The organism is Ruminococcus sp. 1001136sp1_2201st1_G3_2201SCRN_220225 (assembly GCF_040924365.1).
Taxonomy (GTDB): domain Bacteria; phylum Bacillota; class Clostridia; order Lachnospirales; family Lachnospiraceae; genus Blautia_A; species Blautia_A faecis.
The window spans coordinates 1-19,861 of sequence record NZ_JBCOME010000043.1 but is presented as its reverse complement, the minus strand read 5'-3'; the positions used below and the strand labels follow the sequence as shown (position 1 = coordinate 19,861).

Genomic DNA, 19,861 nt, shown 5'->3' with positions numbered 1-19,861 from the left:
GAAAAAAACACTTTCCAATGTGTTCTTTTTATTTCTTTTTATACCAGTTTGTAATCCATTTTCCTGCTGCTGTCAGATTCTTTGAGGACCATTTTCCTGTATTACTGCAGCCGGATTTTATAAATGCAGAGCTTTCTGCCTTATTTGACAGGCTCCATGCCATATAGCTGATATTGTTTTTATCCAGGAAAGTCAGCCACTTTTTTGCTTCAGCTTTATCAAGTCCACCATTTCCAGAAGCATCACAGATACTAAACTCGGATACAAATAACGGCAGTCCTTTATCAAGGGCAGCCTGTGCTTTATCTCTCAGCCATTCCTTATGTGTTGCTGCGTAAAAGTGCAGGGTGTACATTACGTTTTTCCTGTATTTCTTACTAACCGGGGAAAGCGCAGCCTGATCTACATCCTGTGACCAGTTGGGCGTTCCTACCAGAATCACAGCTTTTTTGTCATAGGTGCGGATACCTTTTATAATCTTTTCAGCGTATTTTTTTATTGTACTCCAGGATGTTCCTCCATTTGGCTCATTACAGATTTCGTAGATCACATTGGTATTATTTTTGTATTTTTTTGCCATTTTTTTGAAAAACTTCAAAGCTTCTTTCTGATTTTGCTGAGGGTTTCCATCACTTAAAATATGCCAGTCAATAATCACATACATACCTGCATTTGTGGCATATTTTACACCGTTATCAATACACGCTTCCAGCTTACGCCGATTGGATGCATCCCCGGTACAATAGCCGTTATATTCAGCAGTATACATGGCAAGACGCACTGCATTTACCTTCCAGTTTTTCTTCATAAAAGTAAATGCACTTTGATTTACATACTCTGGATACCAGGACAGACCATGGGTGCTGATACCTCTAAGCTGTACTTTTTTCCCACTGCTGTTTACAAGCTGTGTGCCTTTTACCTGTAATCTGGGAAGCTTGGACGCAGCCGCTACCGGTACACAGAATGCACATAAAAATACGATTGCAATAAGCAAACCGAACCATTTTTTTCCTTTTTTTCTCATTAAAAACCCTCCTCCATTAATCTCCAGCCGTTGTCTTTTAGCCACTTTTGTCTTTCCCGGTAATCTGGAAGGATCTTCTCAACTTCTTTCCAGAATGCCTGGGAATGATTCATTTCCCTACGGTGGCAAAGCTCATGGACCACCACATAATCCAGCACCTCAGGAGGTGCCAGAATTAACAGCCAGTTAAAATTCAGTTTTCCATTTGCGGCACAGCTTCCCCATCTTGTTTTCTGTTGACGCAGGGTAATTTTCCCATAGCTTACCCCTAACTTTTCTGCATAATATGCCACTCGCCTTGGAATTACCACGCAGGCTTTATTCTGCAGATGCTGTCTTTCCAGGGCAGACAGCTTTTGTACGTTCTCCTTCTGTGCATCTCTTTTCTGGATTTTTTCCAGATTTTTCAGGATCCATTCTTGTTTTTCTTCCACAAATTTCTGAATTTTTGCTTCGGAAAGACGGAGAGGCGCGCGTACAACAACACTGCCATCAGCCTTAATTTCCAGGCTCATGGTTTTGCGGCTGCTGCGGATGATCTGGTAAGAAATCTGAGAGCTCAGCATAGGATTTTCTCCATGTAAGCGTTCATCTGCTGCTCCAGTATTTCCATCTTTTCTCTGGTGTCTTTATCCTTATATTCCAACCGCTTTATAATCCTGGAAATATAATTCTTTTCTTTCATGATCTGCCATGTTTCCTTAAAATTCAGGTCATAATACTGCGCTGCATAGGACACCCAGTAATCTACGGACGTAATCCGGTCAGGAGATGAAACTGCCTCTTTTCTCAGGCAGGATTCCCATACCTTTGGAGATATTTTGCCCTCTCCGGCATGCTCCTGAGGGACACCGATCATAGCCTCCACAGAATCCACCAGCTTCACTCTGCAATTGTCCAGCTTGTCTGCATCGCGGATCATTTTTGCGTGGAAAAGAGTTCTTTCGTCCTGAATTCCTTCCAGCCTGAAATCACTGTGTCTGGCAATTGCCACGCGAATGAGCTCATCATAGCTTCGGTCTTCTATGAATCTGCTGATCATCGGATTTTCTCCCTCAAATAACAGTTGTACACCGAATGCAGCGTGATCCATAGTGTCCGGTGAAAAGCTGTTATAAAGACGAAGCTGTTGGAATCTTCCAATATCGTGAAGCAGGGCAATAAGCTCCGCAAGCTGTTGGTCTTCCTCATTCAAATGCATTCTGTGACCAATTTCACGAGCACTTTTTACCACCCCATATGTGTGAATGATTTTTAATTTTATCTTTTCATCTTCTCTGTCATATCCATTTAAATAATCCTCGAAAACGCCTCTTGCATGTTTAAAATCTATCTTCAAAATGCCTTCCTTTCCGCTGTATCTTTTGCACATCCAGAGCGAATATTAAGTAACCGCTTTTGTCAATGTGCAGATACTGAACAGCAGCTCTTTTAATCCTTATTATAAACCACCTGGTTTTCTTTTCCAATAAAAGCGTCAGATTTTCGAAAATTTCTACAGACTTGCGAAGGTTTGACGCATAACGTATAATACAAGACAATGATAACATATATTAATTATAAGCAAACAAATTTCGCTATTGTTTACATTTCGTTACGGTTCACTGGTAACGTTCCGCGAGGCGTTTTTGTGAACAAAGTTCATAGATAACACAATTCTGCATGCTTCGTGAAGCTTGTGGATAATACTCATTTTCAGGGAGGATGCCATGGCAGATAAAATACCTGATATTTCACCAAACGTAGACGAAACCATGAAGGAGCTTGAAACCCATGGTTCTTTTGAGCTGCCAGTAGAAACTTATACAGATAATTGTGAGATTTTCCGCTCCTTATACAACCACTGGCATAAAGAAATGGAGATCATCTGTATTGACAAGGGAAACGGGCTTGCAAGGCTTAACCGGGAAACACTGCGTCTGAAAGAGGGAGATCTTCTCATTGTCAACAGCGGTGTTCTGCATGGAATCAAGTCAGATTCCAGACATATTTTATATTACAGAAGCGTGGTGTTTGACCTTAGCTTTCTGGCGGGTCCTGCAGGGGATCTCTGTCAGGAAAAAGTAATCTCCCTGCTTATGGAGAACCGGGCAGAATTCACCCATCTGATCACTCCTGCCAATGAAAATTATAATAATATTTTCCATCTTTTCCGCGAGATCCATAAATGCCACAAGGAAAAACCGCCCTTCTATTATATGAAGCTGAAAGGACTTTTCTATGGGCTTTTTTATGAAATGCTGGCAGGAAATTACATCATTACTACAGATGCCGAACAGAACAGGAATCTTTTATCTGTAAAAAAGGTCCTGGACTATATCAGTGCCCATTACCGTGAGCCTCTGTCTGTAAAGGAACTGTCCGGTCTTTCCAATTACAGTGAATTCTATTTTATGAAGCTGTTCAAACAGTATACCGGAAAAACAGCAGCAGCCTACCTGAATGACTACAGACTTGAAAAGGCAAAGTCCCTGCTTTTGCATACAGATGCATCTGTGACGGACATTGCTCTAGATGTAGGTTTTAACAATACCAGTTATTTTATAAAAAAATTTCAGGAAGCCAATCAGCTGTCCCCTCACAAATTCCGCAAAAAAATGTCATAACAGAACAGTTTTGTTGTATTTTTCTAAGAGATGCATATGCTAATATAACACCATCGAACAAAGGTGATGTCCACGGCATCAGGCATACTGGTGGATTTCAGACGAGCATCATTCACACGCTCTCGAAAGGAGAAAATAATTATGAAAGCTTTAGAAACTATGATCCAGAACATGTTCCACAAAGACTGCGCAGCATGTACCGACCAGGAAGTATACGAAGCACTTCTCACCTATACAAAAGAGCAGTTAGCTGCAAAAGGCTATCACGATGGTAAGAAAAAAATTTACTATATTTCTGCCGAATTTCTCATTGGTAAACTTCTTTCCAACAATCTGATCAATCTTGGAATCTACGATGAGGTTGCAGAATTTCTGAAAAAAAATGGCAAATCTCTTGCAGAAATTGAGTCCGTTGAGCCAGAACCATCTCTTGGAAATGGTGGTCTTGGACGTCTGGCTGCATGTTTTCTGGATTCTATTGCAACACTTGGACTTCCTGGAGAAGGTATTGGTCTGAATTACCATCTCGGACTTTTCAAACAGGTTTTTGAAGACAATCTTCAGCATGAAGTACCGAATCCATGGATCACTCCTGATTCCTGGCTGACTGCTACAGACGTAACTTATATGGTTCCTTTCAGAGGTTTTTCCCTGAAATCTACAATGTATAGTATTGACGTTGCAGGCTATGAAAACAAAGCAATCCACCTTAACCTTTTTGACATTGATCTGGCAGATGAGTCCATGGTTCATGATGGAATTACCTTTAACAAAAAGGATATTCTCCACAATCTGACACTGTTCCTGTATCCGGATGACAGTGATGAAGATGGACGTAAGCTTCGTGTTTACCAGCAGTATTTCATGGTCAGCAATGCCGCTCAGCTGATTCTGGATGAGGCAGTTTCCAAGGGAAGCAACCTTCATGATCTGGCTGATTATGCTGTCGTTCAGATCAACGACACTCACCCAAGTATGATCATTCCTGAGTTCATCCGCCTTCTTGGTGAGCGTGGAATTGACTTTGATGAAGCTGCTGAAATCGTTTCCCATGTATGTGCATATACCAATCATACAATTCTGGCTGAGGCACTTGAAAAATGGCCAATCCATTATCTGGAAGACATTGTTCCACAGCTGGTTCCGATCATCCGCAAGCTGGATGAAAAAGTAAAAGCCAAATATCCGGCTGAAAATCTTGCTATTATTGACAGCAATAATCTGGTTCATATGGCACATATGGACATTCATTATGGCTTCTCAATCAATGGTGTTGCAGCCCTTCATACAGAGATTCTGAAGAACTCCGAGCTGCATCAGTTTTATGAAATTTATCCTGAAAAATTCAATAATAAGACCAATGGTATTACTTTCCGCCGCTGGTTAATGTATTGCAACCAGCCACTGACCAAGTTTATTTCTTCACTTATTGGAGAGGGTTATAAGAAAGATGCCGATGAACTGAAAAAGCTTCTGGCTTACAAAGATGACCAGAAGGTTCTGGATCAGCTGCTTGAGATCAAGACAAATGCAAAGAAGATCTGCAAGGATTTTGTTCTGGAAAATACTGGCATCGAGATTGATGAAAACAGTGTTTTTGATATCCAGATCAAGAGACTTCATGAGTATAAACGTCAGCAGTTAAATGCTCTTTATATTATTTATAAGTATCTGGAAATCAAAGACGGAAAGAAACCGGAAAGACCGATTACTTTCATCTTTGGTGCAAAAGCAGCTCCTGCTTATTACATTGCAAAAGATATCATTCATCTGCTTCTGACTCTGGAAACCCTGATTCAGAATGATCCGGACGTAGCACCTTATATGAAGCTTGTTATGGTGGAAAACTACAATGTAAGTGCTGCTGAAAAACTGATCCCTGCCTGCGATATTTCCGAGCAGATTTCCCTGGCTTCCAAGGAGGCAAGCGGTACCGGAAACATGAAGTTTATGCTGAATGGTGCTATTACTCTTGGTACTATGGACGGAGCAAATGTTGAGATCAGCGATCTGGTTGGCAAGGATAATATTTATATCTTTGGTGAGTCCAGTGATGAAATTATCAAGCATTATGAGAAGATGGATTACAATTCCAGAGCAATTTATGAGGGAGATGCTGATATTAAAAAGTATGTAGATTTTATTGTCAGCGAGCCGATGCTGAAGCTTGGTAAAGAGGAACATCTGAGAAACTTCTATAACGAGCTTTTGAATAAAGACTGGTTTATGACTTTGCTGGATCTCAAAGATTATATTAAAGTTAAAGATCAGGTATTTGCGGATTATGAAGACCGCAACAGCTGGGCAAAGAAAATGCTCGTAAATATGGGAGAAGCCGGATTCTTCTCTTCTGACAGAACCATTGAGCAGTATAATAAAGATATCTGGCATTTAAACTAAAAAAGTCCATCCCGTGGCAGTATATATAGCTGTCGCGGGATTTTTTTATAACAATATTCACATTTTCACTCTGAAGTACTACTTTTTTTGTTACTGTCTGCAGAGTCAACAGTGATTTTTTTCCCATTACTGGTCACTCCGTGACCAGTAACTTTTTCTTAAGTTCATACAAAATAGCGCAGCATAAACTTGCAAAATCGAGGATTTCCAATTACAATGAATACATCATTCATGAAAGGATTTTACAAAATGACAAAGGAAGAACTCGCTCTTGAAGTGATAGATCGATTAAAGAAAGAATACCCCCTGGCAGATTGCACTCTTGATTACGATGAAGCCTGGAAACTGTTGGTTAGCGTACGGCTGGCAGCACAGTGTACAGATGCCAGAGTCAATGTTGTAGTGCAGGATCTGTATGCCAGATATCCGGACGTAGCCGCACTTGCAGCAGCTACCCCTGAAGAAATTGAAGCGATTGTAAAGCCTTGCGGACTGGGAAAAAGTAAAGCCAGAGACATCAGCGCATGCATGAAAATCCTGCATGAAAAATACCATGACAATGTTCCATGTGACTTTGACGCTCTTCTCGCCCTCCCTGGTGTAGGACGCAAAAGTGCCAATCTGATCATGGGCGATGTATTCGGTAAACCAGCTATTGTCACTGATACACACTGCATTCGTCTCACCAACCGGATTGGCCTTGTGGATGGAATCAAGGATCCTAAGAAAGTTGAAATGGCACTGTGGAAAATCATTCCGCCGGAAGAGGGAAATGACTTCTGTCACCGCCTGGTAAACCACGGACGGGAAGTCTGTACTGCCAGAACCAGGCCTTATTGCGACAGATGCTGTCTCGCTGATATCTGCGCAAAAAACGGAGTAGACTAAAGCAAAGGCTTTCTGCAGGATATGCAGGTTTTAAAGCTCCCTATAAAAAGGAAGCATTTTCGCCCGGATATTTTCTCGAAAATGCTTCCTTTTACGGTTATTCTCCCACACTTCTTCTCAACGCAAACATAAAAATCTTCTCAAATCCCACACTCACTGCAATAATGACAATTGTCCATGCAAACAGGTCTGGTGTCTCCAGATACACCTTGGCTTTGTATAATTTTTCACCGATGGAACCAGCAGGAATGCCGATTACTTCAGCCGCAATTCCCGCTTTCCAACAGAGACCAAGTCCCAGTTTACAGGCAGTAACTGCATATGGCATAACCTGGGAAAGATAGATAAATTGTAATTTTTTTCCCACTCCCGCTCCAAAGGAATCTGCCATCTCCAGAAGCTGTTTGTCCGTCTGCCTGATTCCTTCCAGAATATTTGTATATACCACTGGAAAAACCATGAGAAACGAAATAAAAACGGATAAGTTTCTGGATGGGATCCAAATCAGGCACAGAATGATAAAAGAAGCAACTGGCGTAGCTTTTATCACCATGATCAATGGCTCCATCAGCACTTCCACAGCAAAAAAAGCAGAAGAAAGCGCCGCCAGAACCGTTCCCAGGATCAAAGCCAGAGAAAATCCCAGTATAATCCTTACGAAACTGAACACCACAGATTTCCAGAAATCTCCCATTACAATCAATTCGGTAAGTCTCTTTATAACAGAAACAGGAGATGCCAGAAGGATCTCCTGTTTCAGCCACATACTGGTCAGCTGCCATACCATAATCCATACAGCAGCTGCCACAATTTTATAAAATATCCGATATTTTTTTGCCTTATCAGCGTTTATAATAGAAGTCCTCATCTGGTAACTGACCTCCGATTGTTTCCGGATTCTGCTCATTTAGTGTGTTCAGATAGCCGGAAAGAATGGTCTGCATTTCGTCGCCCTCCATGAATACAATACTGCATTCCGGAATGGCTTTTGCTGCAACTTCTGCCGGAATAATATCATGGTTTCCAATGATCTGGGCAGCTGCTTCTGTATCAGAATTTACAAATTCTACAGAGTCCTTATATGCATCCATAAACGCATCAATATCTGCTTCATGCTCTTTCAGATAATCATTTCTGGCAATTACAACACCTGTTACCAGCCTGCTTCCATCTGTTGCAGAAGACTCCCAAAGCTCATTCAGGTCAAGGGCCACACGAAGGTTCTCATTCTTCATAAGTGCAGTGGTTACAAAAGGCTGTGGAAGAAGTCCAACTGCTGTCTGGTCTTCTGCAAGCGCTGCTACAACCTCTGCATGCTCAGACTTGTACTCAATGGTCACATCCTTCTCCGGATCCAGTCCATTAGACTTCAGAACAGAGTTTAACGCATACTCCGGAGTCGCACCTTTACCACTGGCATAGATCGTTTTTCCCTTTAAATCATCTACAGACTGGATGGAATCACCATTCTCCACCAGATAAAGAACACCAAGAGTATTTACTGCCAGAACGCTGACGTTTTTATCTGTTTTCTGATATAAAACGGAGGCTAAATTGGATGGAACAGCTGCTACATCTACCTGTCCCTGAACGATCATTGGGACAATTTCATCTGGAGATGCAGCAAGGGAAAACTCGTAATTCTCATCGTCCAGAAGCTGTGCCATTCCCATTGCAGTAGGACCCTTCAGTGCCCCAATTTTCATTACAGAACTGTCTGAATCCGTCTCATCAGCCGGCTCTTCTGATGTCTCATCTGCCGCTTCCGTTTCTTCCTTCTGTTCTTCTGCCAATACAATATTTGCGCTTCCAATACCTCCAGCCATTGTTCCAACACCAAGTGCAGCGGCCATAAACCATGATAATGCTCTTCTCTTCATAGAATGTCCTTTCCGGATCTTTACCTGATCCCATCAGTTCGTAATAGGTTACTGTTCACTGGTAACATTCCGCGAGGTGTTTTTTGTGAACAAAGTTCACAGAAAACCCGAGAGTTGCGGCGCGAAATCATGCAAAGCATGATTTCTGTGCATCGCGAAGCGTGTTACTGTGAACGGAGTGAACAGTAACCGTAATAGAAACTATACTGCTACAGCAGTCAGATATTTGTCTCTTGGATTTATAGTCAAACTATATGCGTCATAATCATTATCCAGATCAAAACATGGAATTCAGGAAAAAGAGAAATTCAGTTTCGTCACAGTCAAAATAATCCGGTTCTACCCATATCATGCTTTATACTGCCTGAAGAAAAGGGTCAGACTGTCCAGGGCCTTGGCAAGGACAAGCGCTTCCTTCTCGTCCAGTACATCAAGCACTGCATCTGTCATTTTGCGGTGAAATTCCGCATGGTGATGATATGCCTTTCTTCCTTTCAGGGTGAGATGGATAAATACCACACGGCGATCCTGCTCACTTCGCTCCCTTGTGGCGTATCCCTTTTTTACAAGGCTGTTCATGGAAGTAGTCAGGGAACCTACGGTGATATTCAGTTTGGCCGCAATGTCGGACATTTTGTTCCCACCAAGGCCTACAGCTTCAATAATATGCATATCATTATTCGTGATATCCTTATATTCTTCCGTAATGATTGCCTGCTCTTCCAGCTCCATAATCTCGTTAAACAGATGTACCAGTACATCATTAATAACTTCCCTGTTCTCCACTCTTTTCTCTCCTATAATGTGACAACATTATTTTCTATAAAACATTCAAGCAAATATTTACGGTAAGTATATCACAATTTGATATGTTTTTCTACAATTTTACAAATTTCGAAAACGCTTATAGCGCTTATTCAGTAATTTTTCCGGATCAAGCAACTGATAAGTTTCCAGGAATTCTTCTATTCTGTTTTTCAACTCTTCCATGGTATCTGCCATATTTTCTCTGGTAAGAGGCTGATTCTCAGGGATTACCTGCTCAATAATTCCAAGGTCCTTCAGATCTACGGCTGTCAGCTTCATTACTTCTGCGGCTTCCTTTGCCCGTGTGCTGTCTTTCCACAAAATAGATGCAAAGCCTTCTGGGGAAAGAATTGAATAAATGGAATTCTCCATCATCCAGACCTGATCACCTGCGGCAAGAGCAAGGGCCCCACCGCTGCCACCTTCTCCAATTACAATAGAAAGCACCGGAACTTTAAGGCTGGAGAGCTCATACAGATTTCGGGCAATTGCCTCTCCCTGGCCCCGTTCTTCCGCCTCCAGTCCACAAAACGCCCCGGGTGTATCCACAAGGCAGATCACTGGTCTGTGGAATTTTTCTGCCTGCTTCATAAGACGCAGGGATTTTCGGTAGCCTTCCGGAGAAACCATGCCAAAATTATGGGCAATATTCTCTTTTGTACCATTTCCTTTTTCCTGGGCGATCACAGTTACAGGCTTTCCTGCAAGGTATGCAATACCGCCAATCAGAGCCGGATCATCGCCAAAAAGTCTATCTCCATGAAGCTCTATAAAGTAATCAAACAGCCAGGGAAGATAATCTTTTCCTGTTGGGCGTTCTTTGCTTCGTGCAAGAGAAACATGCTCCCAGGCAGATTTTTTTGCTGTGATTTTCGTCGTAAAATCCACATTTAATTTGTTGTTTACAGACATGCCGTCAGCTGAATCAGATTTTTTTTCTGAAATCTTCTCTGCATTTTCCTGTCCTTCCAGACTTTCCGCACAATCATTTTTACAATGCATTTTCAAGAGTCTGGCCAGTGTTTCTTTCATGTTCTTTCGTTCTGCAATCTGATCAATAAATCCATGTTCCAACAGAAATTCTGAACTCTGAAATCCTTTAGGAAGCTTCTGCCGGATCGTTTGTTCTATCACTCTGGGACCTGCAAAACCAATTAATGCACCTGGTTCTGCCAGGATAATATCTCCCAACATGGCAAAGCTTGCTGTCACACCACCGGTAGTTGGATTCGTAAGGACACTGATATAAAGAAGCCCGGAATCGCTGTGTCTTTTTAAAGCTGCGGAAGTCTTTGCCATCTGCATCAGGGATACAATTCCTTCCTGCATTCTGGCACCTCCTGAGCAGGCAAAAAGCACTACAGGCAGACGTTCCTGTGTTGCCCTTTCTACTGCTCTGGCAATTTTTTCTCCCACATTTTCTCCCATACTAGCCATGAGAAAACGGCTGTCACACACTCCAAGCACTACAGATATTCCGCCTATTTTTGCCTTTCCTGTGACAATTGCTTCGTCCAGGTTTGTCTTTTCCTGAAGCTTTTTTACCTTCTCTTCGTACCCTTTATAGGACAAAGGATTACTTATTGACATTACCTTATCCCACTCTTCAAAGGTTCCTTCATCTGCCAGCATTTCGATTCTTCTCCTTGCATGAACACGGAAATAATTACCGCAATGCGGACAGATATAGGCATTCTTTTTCACCTCATCTACAAATACAGCGGCCTTGCAGGCATTGCATTTCTTCAGCATACCATCCGGCACTTCTGGTTTCAGTTCTTTATCTGCACCTGCAGATTTGTTTGCAATTGTACGTTTAAAGGCATATCTAAGCTTCATTTACCTTCACTCCTCCGATCTGATGACTCTCCAGAAAGCCGATATCAAATACACCTTTCTGATAGTCCGGATCGTTCATAATTTCAAACTGATAGTCTACATTTGTATCAACACCCTGAATGATCATTTCTCCCAGAGCGCTTTTCATTTTTGCAATTGCTTCCTCACGGTTATTGCCGTGTACGATCAGCTTTGCAAGCATGGAATCATAATACGGTGGAATCTGATAACCATTGTAAATTCCTGTATCTACCCGGATTCCTTGGCCTCCGGGAAGATGAAGATCCGTGATTGTTCCAGGTGACGGGCGAAAATTTTTCCATGGATTTTCGGCATTAATACGACATTCTATAGCATGTCCCTGAATATGAATATCTTCCTGGGAAAAAGGCAGAGCTTCCCCGGAAGCAATCCTTAACTGCTCCTTAACCAGATCCAGACCGGTAACCCATTCTGTCACAGGATGCTCAACCTGAATACGGGTATTCATCTCCATAAAATAAAATTTCCCTGTCTTTTCAAGGAGAAATTCAATAGTTCCGGCATTTACATAATGTGCTGCTTTCGCCGCTTTTACTGCTGCAATTCCCATCTCTTTCCGCAGCTCTTCTGACACTGCCATAGAAGGAGATTCTTCAATCATTTTCTGATGATTTCGCTGAATCGAACAGTCCCTTTCTCCAAGGTGTACTACATTTCCATGACTGTCTGCAAGGATCTGAAATTCAATATGTCTGGGATGTTCCACAAAATGCTCGATATACATGGTTCCATCTCCAAATGCGATCTGAGATTCCTTCTGGGCTGTAAGAAATGCCAGTTCAAAGTCCTCCGGAGAGAAGGCAGTTCTCATACCTTTTCCACCGCCTCCAAGAGCTGCTTTTATGATGACCGGATAGCCAATCTGACTGGCCTCTCTTGCTCCTGTTTCCACATCCAGAATAGCTTTTGTAGTGCCGGGGATTACTGGAACTCCTGCTGCTTCCATGGTATTTCTGGCAATCTGTTTGTTTCCCAGATTCTGGATTACCTGTGATGGAGGTCCCACAAAAGTGATGCCGCACTGCTCACAAATCTGGGCAAATCTGGCATTTTCAGATAAGAAGCCAAATCCAGGATGTATTGCATCTGCACCGGATACTATGGCGGCACTGATAATACTTTCCATATTCAGATAACTTTTAACAGAAGGTCCCGGTCCAATACAGATGGCTTCGTCTGCAAGCTGCGTATGCAGGCTTTCTTTGTCTGCCTCAGAATACACTGCAACTGCTTCTATTCCCATTTCCCGACAGGCGCGGATGATCCTTACGGCAATTTCTCCGCGATTGGCAATTAATAACTTTCTGATCATAATTTCACCCTTCCGAGTATCGTTATATATATCTATCTAGCCCACCATAAAAGTAAGTTCCGCTTTCACTACAACCTTTCCATCCACAGTTGCCACAGCCTCTCCAACACCCATAGGCCCTTTCTGTTTCATGACTTTCATTTCCAGTTTTAGCTTATCTCCAGGCTGAACTTTCCCTTTAAACCGGCACTTATCAATGCCGCCAAAGTAAGCAATCCTGCCTTTGTTTTCAGGCTTGGAAAGAATCGCGACCGCACCTGTCTGTGCCAGTGCCTCCACGATCAGAACGCCTGGCATTACCGGCTCCTGGGGAAAATGTCCTTTAAAAAAATCCTCCCGGAATGTGACACATTTATAGCCAACAGCAAATTCTCCCGGTTCATAATCTTCGATGTAGTCAACCAAAAGGAACGGGTGACGATGAGGAAGGATTTCCTCAATTTGTTTTATATTTAAGTGATTCATATCTGCTCCTATTTCATTGAAAAACAAATGTATTTATCCTATTTTTGATAAAATGGTCTGCGTGTCAAAAGGGATTCTGACCTTTTAACATGGATATTATAAAATTTAGCTTCTTTCTATATCAACGGATTACAAATAACGGCTGTCCATACTCTACAGGCTGACCGTTTTCAACCAGAATTTCTGCAACTTCTCCATCAAAATCGCTTTCAATATCGTTCATCAGTTTCATAGCTTCTACAATAGCAAGAATCTGTCCTTTTTTTACTATATCTCCCACTTTTACAAAGGCAGGAGCATCCTCAGATGGAGCTGCATAGAATGTTCCTACCAGAGGAGATTTCACAGTATTTCCTGTTGGTTCTCCGTTGGAAATCATTGTATCTGAAGCCTGTTTTTTCTCACTTGCAGAAAGTTCTTTATCCGCCATTTTTCTATCTGGAGCCTGTTCTGAAATGCTATACTTTTCTCCATATACGAAACCTTTTTCTCCTGTTTCAGCACCAGATAATATGTTATTTTGCATGGTTCCAGGTATGATCACAGGTGCAATTTTATTATTTAAAGTCAGTTTCACTCCATCACCTTCATAGCAGAAAGACTCCAGATGAGAAGCTGATACATGGTCGACCAACTTTAATATTTGTTCAAATTCCATGATTTTTTCTCCTTATTTACAGCAATTTCTACAGCAATTCATACTTTAAATATATCTTTTCAGTACCTTCACAGGCACAGGCTTCGCAAACTGATAATACTCGCTTTCACCTGTATTTTTTCATTAAAAGTACTGCGTTATGTCCACCAAATCCAAGAGAATTGCTCATAGCATAATTTACTTCCTGCCGTGTTGGTCCGCCGATACAATAATCGAGATCCAACTCTTCTTCTGTCTCCTTTGTGCCTACAGTCTGATGAATAAACCCTTCCTCAATAGACTTCACACAGACAACAGCTTCCACACCTCCGGCGGCTCCTAAAAGATGTCCGATCATAGATTTAGTAGAATTGATTTTTACCTTCTTTGCCGCATCTCCAAGTGCTGCTTTAATGGCTCTTGTCTCAAAGAGATCGTTGTGATGTGTACCGGTTCCGTGCGCATTAATGTAGTCGATTTCTTCAGGTTGTACACCAGCTTCTTTCATGGCATCCGTCATAGCATGCGCCGCTCCGCTGCCGTCTTCAATCGGAGACGTAATGTGGTAGGCATCGGCAGTTGCGCCATATCCCACTACCTCAGCATAGATCTTCGCACCACGTGCTTTTGCATGCTCAAGTTCCTCCAGAACAACAACTCCGGCTCCTTCTCCAATTACGAAACCGCCTCTTTCTTTATCGAATGGAATGGACGCACGATATGGATCCTGACTGGTGCTAAGGGCGGTCAGATTCGTGAATCCAGCCACACCAACCGGGCTGATCGCACCTTCCGTTCCCCCTGCGATCATAACCTCTGCATCACCATACTGGATTGCACGAAATGCATCTCCGATACAATGTGTTCCAGACGCACAGGCAGTCACTACGTTGGTGCATTTTCCCCTTGCACCAAGAGCAATGGATACGTTTCCAGCGGCCATATTGCTGATCATTTTGGGAACAAGAAGAGGGTCAACCTTGGATGGTCCGCGCTGGATCAGTCTCTGATCTGCAGATTCCATTGCCTGAAGGCTCCCAATTCCGGATCCCACGATCACTCCAACACGGAAAGGATCTTCTTTTCCCATTTCAATTCCTGCATCTGCCATAGCCTCCTTTGCTGCAGCCACTGCATATTGGGAAAACAGTTCCATTCGTTTGGCAGATTTGAAATCCATATAATCTTTTGCATTAAAATCTTTTACTTCTGCCGCAAGCTTCACCTTAAAATCTGCAGTATCAAATCTGGTAATTTCTCCGATTCCTATTTTGCCTGTTTTTACACTTTCCCAGAAGGCCTGCACATTATTTCCCACAGGTGTTACTGCTCCAAGTCCAGTCACCACTACACGTCTTTTACTCATAACATTCCTCCATCTACGCACAAAACCTGCCCTGTAATATATCTGGCTTCCGGTGATGCCAGGAATGCTACTGCCTTGGCTACATCCTCCGGTTCACCATAAGTTCCCATAGGAATATTCTTCAAGGTTTCTTCTTTTACCTTATCAGAAAGTACATCTGTCATGTCCGTTCTGATAAAGCCAGGAGCAACGGCATTTACGGTAATTCCTCTTGATGCAAGTTCCTTTGCTGCAGTCTTTGTGAGACCGATCACACCTGCTTTTGAGGCTGCATAATTAGCCTGTCCGGGGTTTCCGCCGATGCCAACAATGGATGCCATATTTACAATGCGTCCGCTTTTCTGCTTCAACATCTGTCTGGCCACATGATGAATGCAGTTAAAAGTTCCTTTAAGATTTGTATCTATAACCCTGCAGAAATCATCCTCACTCATTGCCATCAGAAGCCCGTCTTTTGTAATTCCTGCGTTATTCACCAAGATATCTATCTGTCCATATTTTTTTACTGTTTCTTTAATAAAAGCACCGCAGGCATCAAAGTCAGATACGTTGCACTGACTGGTTTCAGCCGCACCTCTGGCAGCAATAATCTCAGCTTTCACTGCCTCCGCTTTTTCTTTTGAACCATTATAATTTATAACTACAAATGCTCCCTTAGCAGCAAGCTCAAGAGCAATCGCTCTTCCGATTCCACGGGAAGCACCTGTTACAACTGCAATCTTTTTTTCTGCATTCATTCCTTGTTTTACTCCTGTAAAGTCAGGTGAATATCATATTTTTCCAGCACGACAAACATTAACTTTTCCTTTGTTAACCACTTCTGAATTTCTCCGTATCGGCTGCTTCTGATAATACCTGTATTATTTTAATTAACTGTTTTTGGTCTTATTTTCTACTGTGTATAAGATCTGAAATCTGTTCAAGATCTTCCACATTCTGAATATTATAGGTCTTCATTTCCGGCGCTATTTTCTTCATAAAACCAGCCAAAGTCTTTCCGGGACCAATTTCTACGAAAGTATCCACACCCTCCTGAATCATCTTTTCCACACTCTGCTGCCAGAGAACAGAGGAAGAAATCTGCCTTGCAAGAAGATTTTTTGTCTCGCTGATGTCTGTCACATACTGGGCGGTCACATTGGTCACATAAGGAATCTTCAGACCGGAAAGCTCTACTTTTGACAGTTCTTTTTCCAGTTCTTTTCCTGCATTTTGAAGCAAAGAGGAATGAAAAGGGCCACTTACTGCAAGGGAAAGTACACGTCTTGCACCGGCTTCTTTCAGCTTCACAGAAGCTTCTTCTACAGCAGGTTTTGGTCCTGTGATAACAATCTGTCCAGGGCAGTTATAATTGGCAATTTCAGCCTTTGTTCCTGCAATTGCGTTCTGGATCTTATCTGCATCAAGACCTATAACAGCTGCCATAGAGCCTTCTCCTGCCGGCACTGCGTGTTCCATAAGGATTCCTCTTTTTCGCACAGTTACTATGGCATCTTTCACACTCATTCCACCTGAAACAGCAATGGCACAGTACTCTCCAAGGCTTAATCCGGCAGTTATATCCGGATGAAGCCCACACTCCTCCACCACTTTTTCCATTGCAAGACAGGTGGTTACCAGTGCTGCCTGCGTATATTCCGTAAGGTTTAATCTGTCATTTTTTTCAAAGCAAAGAGCTTTCATATCCAGAGAAAGCCATTGACTTGCCTGGTCAAAAACCTGTCTGGCAGAGGGATACTTTTCATAAAAATCCTGTCCCATTCCAGCCTTCTGTGCTCCCTGTCCAGGGAAAAGAAATGCGATCTTACTCATAAATTCCAGTTCCTTTCAACAACGCATCCGTCTCTTTTACCAACTTTCTGATCAGTTCCTGACAGCTCATCTGCTCCTTCACAAGTCCTGCACTCTGACCAGCCATAACGCTTCCCATTTTCACATCTCCGTCTACAACAGCACGGCGCAGGCTGCCAAGCGTCATCTGCTCCAGTTCCTCAAACGGAACTCCTTCTGCCTCTTTTTTCAAGTATTCTTTTGTCATCTGATTGCGGAGAGCACGTACCGGATGACCGGTGGAACGACCGGTTACCTTTGTATCAATGTCCTTTGCTTTCAGTATCATATCTTTGTAATTCTGATGTGCCCAGCACTCTGTGGTTGCCACAAAATGAGTTCCCATCTGAACGGCTTTTGCACCAAGCATGAAGGCTGCTGCAATCCCTCTTCCGTCTGCGATTCCACCAGCTGCAATAACCGGAATGTTCACTGCATCTACGACCTGAGGCACCAGAACCATTGTGGTTGTCTCACCGATATGGCCGCCGGATTCACATCCTTCTGCCACTACGGCATCCGCTCCGCATCGCTCCATTCTCTTTGCGTGAGCCACAGAAGCAATAACCGGAATGATCTTTACTCCTGCTTCCTTCCACATTTTCATGTATTTCTCAGGGTTTCCTGCACCGGTTGTAACCACTGGAACTTTTTCTTCCACAATTACCTGTGCAATCTCATCTGCGTATGGACTCATCAGCATAATATTCACACCAAAAGGTTTATCGGTCAGTTTTTTCACCTCCCGTACCTGCTGACGAACCCAGTCTGCAGGAGCGCTTGCGGCTCCAATCAGCCCCAGCCCGCCAGCTGCTGAAACAGCTGCTGCCAGATGATATTCTGCCACCCAGGCCATGCCGCCCTGAATGATCGGGTATTCAATTCCAAGTAATTCCGTAACTTCTGTTTTCATGAAATTCTCCATTCTGTAATTCCGTTATACCATGCCCACCTATGGCAAATACATGCCGGAATCATCCTGTAAACAACTTATATTTCTTGACATTCCGGCTTATTATTTATGTATACTGCCAAAGCCTGAATACAAAATTTCCAAATTACTGGCGACTCTGAAGATAGCTTTCCACATCACCGATGGTCTTAATATTCTCAAGATCTTCAGTAGGAATCTCTACCTCAAACTCTTCCTCCAGTGCCATTACCATCTCAAAAAGATCAAGGGAATCTGCTCCGAGATCTTCTTTGAAAGATGTTTCTGCTGTCATTGTACTTACGTCTGCTCCTAATGAATCTGCTGCGATTTCTTTGATTTTTTCTAACATTTTTTTGTTCTCCTTATTTTGTTTTTTAGATTTTCAAATCCATTTTTCAACTTTTTATGATTCAAAGCTTTACATGGTTGCTGTTCACTTTATATGACCAGAGTGTGTTTGAAAAAGACATTCTGCAAAATATACTGTAAAATAGGGCGCGCAGATTGCGGAAATGATTTTCAAAACGCTCTCTAACAACCTGTATTTATCAGCCTGAATTACCTGATTTCCAGAGCAAAGCAGCTTTTTTATCTGCTATAGTTTTATTTTTCAAAGCCCTGATACACATTTTTACCACTGAAGCAGGCTGGCTCCATAGGTAAGTCCACCGCCAAATCCTGAAAGGATAATCCAGTCTCCTGAATTTAATCTGCCTTTTTTATTCCACTCATCCAGGAGAAGCGGAATGCTTGCGGAGGATGTATTTCCCAGATTTTCTATATTCATCGGATACTTTTCCAAAGGTTCGTTCATGTGTTTTGACACTGAAGCAACGATTCTTTTATTCGCCTGATGAAGCATGTAAAAGCGGATTTCTTCTTTTGTTTTTCCTGCTTTTTCCAAAACCTCCATAATCACTTCCGGAACTTTGGAAACTGCAAATTTGAATACTTCTTTTCCATCCATCTGCATGTAAGTTGAAGAAATATCTGCGTCTTTTTCTATAAATTGCTGCTGATTGCGGCTGACACAGGTAAGGGCTTCGCCTCTGCTTCCAATAGAATGAACAGCCTGGGTATAGACTGCATTTTCTTCCGCTTCCAGCACCACCGCACCGGCGCCATCGCCAAACAATACGCAGGTACTTCTGTCCTTCCAGTTTGTAAAATGGGAAAGAGTTTCAGAACCAATTACCAATGCCCTGCGATAAATCTGCTGTCCCAGATAGGCCTGGGCTGTATTCAACGCCAACAGAAATCCTGTGCATGCACCGTTCAGATCAAAGCAGGCTGCGTTCACTGCACCGATCAGTTTCTGCACTTCACAGGCAGCACATGGCATAATCCTTTCAGATGACATGGTAGACACCAGGAGCAAGTCAATCTCTTCCGGTCGCATTCCTGCATCTGAAAGAGCTTCCTCAGCCGCACGAGCTGCCATATAAGCAACAGTCTCTCCACCGCTTGCAATATGTCTTTGACCGATTCCGGTTCGCCCACGAATCCACTCATCACTTGTATCCATCATGTGGGACAGTTTGTCATTGTCCCACACCTGAACCGGCCTGTAGGAACCGGTTCCCTTTATTTTTCCAACCATAATACCCTCCAGGTATGTTGTGTAGTTCTTATTTTTAATTTAAAATAGTTTGATTATCAAAGTATATCACATTTTTGGACTTTGTCAATAAAAAAATACTGTCAAAACCAAAACTTTATGAACCATTTATGATAATGTCCTAATATACCATAAAGGAAAATGTCCCAATGTAGTATAATGCTTCCATCAACAGATGGAGGTAACGATTATCAGAAAGGTAGAATTATC

19 protein-coding genes are annotated in these 19,861 nt (G+C 42.5%); 3 read left to right on the top strand and 16 right to left on the bottom strand.

The features are described from left to right. Positions 1 to 28 precede the first annotated feature (28 nt). From AB5642_RS13700 to AB5642_RS13690, 3 genes are read right to left on the bottom strand one after another with little or no spacing between them, the layout of a single operon-like run. The gene (locus tag AB5642_RS13700) at positions 29 to 1,027 is read right to left on the bottom strand and encodes a glycoside hydrolase family 5 protein (protein WP_118578801.1); all 999 of its coding nucleotides are present in this window, start codon (positions 1,025 to 1,027) and stop codon (positions 29 to 31) included. Continuing rightward, the gene (locus AB5642_RS13695) at positions 1,027 to 1,593 is read right to left on the bottom strand and encodes a M48 family metallopeptidase (RefSeq protein ID WP_226836608.1); all 567 of its coding nucleotides are present in this window, start codon (positions 1,591 to 1,593) and stop codon (positions 1,027 to 1,029) included. The genes AB5642_RS13700 and AB5642_RS13695 overlap by 1 nt, the downstream gene beginning before the upstream one ends. Next, complete coding sequence (locus AB5642_RS13690) at positions 1,587 to 2,366, bottom strand: HD domain-containing protein (RefSeq protein WP_306797063.1); 780 nt, start codon at positions 2,364 to 2,366, stop codon at positions 1,587 to 1,589. The genes AB5642_RS13695 and AB5642_RS13690 overlap by 7 nt, the downstream gene beginning before the upstream one ends. Positions 2,367 to 2,736: 370 nt before the next feature. On the opposite strand from AB5642_RS13690, the gene AB5642_RS13685 reads away from it, so the two are divergent. The 3 genes from AB5642_RS13685 (at position 2,737) to nth (ending at position 6,921) form a co-directional block, all read left to right on the top strand. After that, the gene (locus AB5642_RS13685; RefSeq protein ID WP_227200604.1) at positions 2,737 to 3,633 is read left to right on the top strand and encodes an AraC family transcriptional regulator; all 897 of its coding nucleotides are present in this window, start codon (positions 2,737 to 2,739) and stop codon (positions 3,631 to 3,633) included. Between the two features lie 141 nt (positions 3,634 to 3,774). After that, positions 3,775 to 6,033, top strand: a complete 2,259-nt coding sequence (locus AB5642_RS13680) for a glycogen/starch/alpha-glucan phosphorylase (RefSeq protein ID WP_227200602.1) — start codon at positions 3,775 to 3,777, stop codon at positions 6,031 to 6,033. Positions 6,034 to 6,282: 249 nt separating this feature from the next. Then, positions 6,283 to 6,921, top strand: a complete 639-nt coding sequence (gene nth / locus AB5642_RS13675; protein ID WP_187566123.1) for an endonuclease III — start codon at positions 6,283 to 6,285, stop codon at positions 6,919 to 6,921. 97 nt (positions 6,922 to 7,018) lie between these two features. Here nth and AB5642_RS13670 read toward each other — a convergent pair whose 3' ends face one another. The 13 genes from AB5642_RS13670 to AB5642_RS13610 form a co-directional block, all read right to left on the bottom strand. Next, complete coding sequence (locus AB5642_RS13670) at positions 7,019 to 7,789, bottom strand: ABC transporter permease (RefSeq protein ID WP_148462177.1); 771 nt, start codon at positions 7,787 to 7,789, stop codon at positions 7,019 to 7,021. Beyond that, positions 7,764 to 8,801 carry an ABC transporter substrate-binding protein gene (locus tag AB5642_RS13665; protein ID WP_148462176.1) on the bottom strand — a complete coding sequence of 346 codons (1,038 nt, stop codon included), beginning with the start codon at positions 8,799 to 8,801 and terminating at the stop codon, positions 7,764 to 7,766. The genes AB5642_RS13670 and AB5642_RS13665 overlap by 26 nt, the downstream gene beginning before the upstream one ends. A 348-nt stretch (positions 8,802 to 9,149) precedes the next feature. Next, entirely contained in the window at positions 9,150 to 9,587 is a 438-nt protein-coding gene (locus tag AB5642_RS13660) for a MarR family winged helix-turn-helix transcriptional regulator (RefSeq protein ID WP_330382748.1), read from the bottom strand. A gap of 99 nt (positions 9,588 to 9,686) precedes the next feature. Further along, complete coding sequence (locus AB5642_RS13655) at positions 9,687 to 11,447, bottom strand: acetyl-CoA carboxylase carboxyltransferase subunit alpha (RefSeq protein ID WP_227200600.1); 1,761 nt, start codon at positions 11,445 to 11,447, stop codon at positions 9,687 to 9,689. After that, positions 11,437 to 12,801, bottom strand: a complete 1,365-nt coding sequence (locus tag AB5642_RS13650; protein WP_148462174.1) for an acetyl-CoA carboxylase biotin carboxylase subunit — start codon at positions 12,799 to 12,801, stop codon at positions 11,437 to 11,439. The genes AB5642_RS13655 and AB5642_RS13650 overlap by 11 nt, the downstream gene beginning before the upstream one ends. Before the next feature lie 36 nt (positions 12,802 to 12,837). Then, positions 12,838 to 13,266 carry a 3-hydroxyacyl-ACP dehydratase FabZ gene (fabZ, locus tag AB5642_RS13645; protein WP_118578791.1) on the bottom strand — a complete coding sequence of 143 codons (429 nt, stop codon included), beginning with the start codon at positions 13,264 to 13,266 and terminating at the stop codon, positions 12,838 to 12,840. Positions 13,267 to 13,387: 121 nt separating this feature from the next. Next, the gene (gene accB / locus AB5642_RS13640) at positions 13,388 to 13,924 is read right to left on the bottom strand and encodes an acetyl-CoA carboxylase biotin carboxyl carrier protein (RefSeq protein ID WP_237925575.1); all 537 of its coding nucleotides are present in this window, start codon (positions 13,922 to 13,924) and stop codon (positions 13,388 to 13,390) included. Between the two features lie 106 nt (positions 13,925 to 14,030). Next, on the bottom strand, positions 14,031 to 15,269 hold the full coding sequence (fabF, locus tag AB5642_RS13635; RefSeq protein ID WP_148462172.1) for a beta-ketoacyl-ACP synthase II: 1,239 nt from the start codon (positions 15,267 to 15,269) through the stop codon (positions 14,031 to 14,033). Then, the gene (gene fabG, locus AB5642_RS13630; protein ID WP_148462171.1) at positions 15,266 to 16,006 is read right to left on the bottom strand and encodes a 3-oxoacyl-[acyl-carrier-protein] reductase; all 741 of its coding nucleotides are present in this window, start codon (positions 16,004 to 16,006) and stop codon (positions 15,266 to 15,268) included. The genes fabF and fabG overlap by 4 nt, the downstream gene beginning before the upstream one ends. A gap of 148 nt (positions 16,007 to 16,154) precedes the next feature. Further along, positions 16,155 to 17,081, bottom strand: a complete 927-nt coding sequence (fabD, locus tag AB5642_RS13625; RefSeq protein ID WP_148462170.1) for an ACP S-malonyltransferase — start codon at positions 17,079 to 17,081, stop codon at positions 16,155 to 16,157. Then, the gene (gene fabK, locus AB5642_RS13620) at positions 17,074 to 18,012 is read right to left on the bottom strand and encodes an enoyl-[acyl-carrier-protein] reductase FabK (protein WP_118578783.1); all 939 of its coding nucleotides are present in this window, start codon (positions 18,010 to 18,012) and stop codon (positions 17,074 to 17,076) included. Before fabK ends, fabD begins: the two co-directional genes overlap by 8 nt. 145 nt (positions 18,013 to 18,157) lie before the next feature. Then, on the bottom strand, positions 18,158 to 18,382 hold the full coding sequence (gene acpP, locus AB5642_RS13615) for an acyl carrier protein (RefSeq protein ID WP_118578781.1): 225 nt from the start codon (positions 18,380 to 18,382) through the stop codon (positions 18,158 to 18,160). Between the two features lie 282 nt (positions 18,383 to 18,664). Beyond that, entirely contained in the window at positions 18,665 to 19,633 is a 969-nt protein-coding gene (locus tag AB5642_RS13610) for a beta-ketoacyl-ACP synthase III (protein ID WP_237925574.1), read from the bottom strand. Between the last annotated feature and the right edge of the window lie 228 nt (positions 19,634 to 19,861).

What these genes read in the sequence shown, in the direction of transcription:
- AB5642_RS13670 (WP_148462177.1), bottom strand. Translation starts at nt 7,789, where the DNA reads ATGAGGACTTCTATTATAAACGCTGATAAGGCAAAAAAATATCGGATA.
- AB5642_RS13650 (WP_148462174.1), bottom strand. Translation starts at nt 12,801, where the DNA reads ATGATCAGAAAGTTATTAATTGCCAATCGCGGAGAAATTGCCGTAAGG.
- nth (WP_187566123.1), top strand. Translation starts at nt 6,283, where the DNA reads ATGACAAAGGAAGAACTCGCTCTTGAAGTGATAGATCGATTAAAGAAA.
- AB5642_RS13685 (WP_227200604.1), top strand. Translation starts at nt 2,737, where the DNA reads ATGGCAGATAAAATACCTGATATTTCACCAAACGTAGACGAAACCATG.
- fabK (WP_118578783.1), bottom strand. Translation starts at nt 18,012, where the DNA reads ATGAAAACAGAAGTTACGGAATTACTTGGAATTGAATACCCGATCATT.
- AB5642_RS13655 (WP_227200600.1), bottom strand. Translation starts at nt 11,447, where the DNA reads ATGAAGCTTAGATATGCCTTTAAACGTACAATTGCAAACAAATCTGCA.
- fabD (WP_148462170.1), bottom strand. Translation starts at nt 17,081, where the DNA reads ATGAGTAAGATCGCATTTCTTTTCCCTGGACAGGGAGCACAGAAGGCT.
- AB5642_RS13665 (WP_148462176.1), bottom strand. Translation starts at nt 8,801, where the DNA reads ATGAAGAGAAGAGCATTATCATGGTTTATGGCCGCTGCACTTGGTGTT.
- fabG (WP_148462171.1), bottom strand. Translation starts at nt 16,006, where the DNA reads ATGAATGCAGAAAAAAAGATTGCAGTTGTAACAGGTGCTTCCCGTGGA.
- fabF (WP_148462172.1), bottom strand. Translation starts at nt 15,269, where the DNA reads ATGAGTAAAAGACGTGTAGTGGTGACTGGACTTGGAGCAGTAACACCT.
- AB5642_RS13700 (WP_118578801.1), bottom strand. Translation starts at nt 1,027, where the DNA reads ATGAGAAAAAAAGGAAAAAAATGGTTCGGTTTGCTTATTGCAATCGTA.
- AB5642_RS13680 (WP_227200602.1), top strand. Translation starts at nt 3,775, where the DNA reads ATGAAAGCTTTAGAAACTATGATCCAGAACATGTTCCACAAAGACTGC.
- accB (WP_237925575.1), bottom strand. Translation starts at nt 13,924, where the DNA reads ATGGAATTTGAACAAATATTAAAGTTGGTCGACCATGTATCAGCTTCT.
- acpP (WP_118578781.1), bottom strand. Translation starts at nt 18,382, where the DNA reads ATGTTAGAAAAAATCAAAGAAATCGCAGCAGATTCATTAGGAGCAGAC.
- AB5642_RS13610 (WP_237925574.1), bottom strand. Translation starts at nt 19,633, where the DNA reads ATGGTTGGAAAAATAAAGGGAACCGGTTCCTACAGGCCGGTTCAGGTG.
- fabZ (WP_118578791.1), bottom strand. Translation starts at nt 13,266, where the DNA reads ATGAATCACTTAAATATAAAACAAATTGAGGAAATCCTTCCTCATCGT.
- AB5642_RS13695 (WP_226836608.1), bottom strand. Translation starts at nt 1,593, where the DNA reads ATGCTGAGCTCTCAGATTTCTTACCAGATCATCCGCAGCAGCCGCAAA.